This is a genomic window from Streptomyces albidochromogenes, assembly GCF_005981925.1.
In the GTDB taxonomy this organism is placed as follows: Bacteria; Actinomycetota; Actinomycetes; order Streptomycetales; family Streptomycetaceae; genus Streptomyces; species Streptomyces albidochromogenes.
This window is the reverse complement of the sequence record NZ_VBVX01000637.1, coordinates 1-1160: the sequence shown is the minus strand read 5'-3', so window position 1 is coordinate 1160 and position 1160 is coordinate 1. Positions and strand designations below refer to the sequence as shown.

The window sequence follows — 1160 nt, the reverse complement described above, 5'->3', positions numbered from 1 at the left end:
TCTCGTGGTGGCGGATGACCTCCGCGATGATGAAGTTGAGCAGTTTCTCGGCGAAGGCCGCCGGCCCGGCAGCGACTCCCGGCGCGGGCGACCGGCTGTGCCACCCGCACCCCATCGGGCAGCATGTCCCCATGTCCGTACTGACGCGCGACGAAGCGCAGACCCGAGCCCAGCTCCTCGAAGTCCACCGGTACACGATCGACCTCGATCTCACCCGTGGCGAAGACACCTTCGACTCCCGCACCGTCATCCACTTCACCGCCCGCACGGCCGGGAACACCTTCGTCGAGCTCAAGCCCGCCGCCCTGCGCGCCGTCACCCTCGACGGACGGCCGCTCGACCCCGAGACACTCGCCGACAACCGCCTGCCCCTCACCGGCCTCACCGCGGGCACACACGAACTGCGCGTCGACGCCGCCATGCGCTACTCCCGCACCGGCGAGGGCATGCACCGCTTCACCGACCCCACCGACGGCGAGACGTACCTCTACACCCAGCTCTTCCTCGAAGACGACCAGCGGGTCTTCGCCGCCTTCGACCAGCCCGACCTCAAAGCCGTCTTCGAGCTCACCGTCACCGCCCCCGACGGCTGGACCGTCCTCGGCAACGGCATCGCCGAACACCAGGGCGCCGGCGGCTGGACCCTCGCCCCCACCCCCCGCATCTCCACCTACCTCGTCGCCGTCGCCGCCGGACCCTGGCACTCCGTCCGCACCGAACACGCCGGCCTGCCCTTCGGCCTCCACTGCCGCCGCTCCCTCGCGCCGTACCTGAACGCCGACGCCGACGAGATCCTCGACATCACCCGCGCCTGCTACGACCGCTACCACGAGAAGTTCGAGGAGCCCTACCCCTTCGACTCCTACGACCAGGCGTTCGTCCCCGAGTTCAACGCCGGCGCCATGGAGAACCCCGGCCTCGTCACCTTCCGCGACGAGTTCGTCTACCGCTCCGCCGTCACCGACACCGAACGCCAGACCCGCGCCATGGTCATCGCCCACGAGATGGCCCACATGTGGTTCGGCGACCTCGTCACCCTCCAGTGGTGGGACGACATCTGGCTCAACGAGTCCTTCGCCGAGTACATGGGCTACCAGACCCTCACCGAAGCCACCCGCTTCACCGAGACCTGGACCGACTTCGCCGTCACCCGCAAGGGC

At 69.1% G+C, this 1160-nt stretch carries 1 protein-coding gene; it reads left to right on the top strand.

Annotation, left to right across the window (positions count from 1 at the left end):
* Positions 1 to 131: 131 nt before the first annotated feature.
* Positions 132 to 1160: M1 family aminopeptidase (locus E2E34_RS34475; protein WP_279637926.1), on the top strand; the 1029-nt coding region annotated here is incomplete at its 3' end.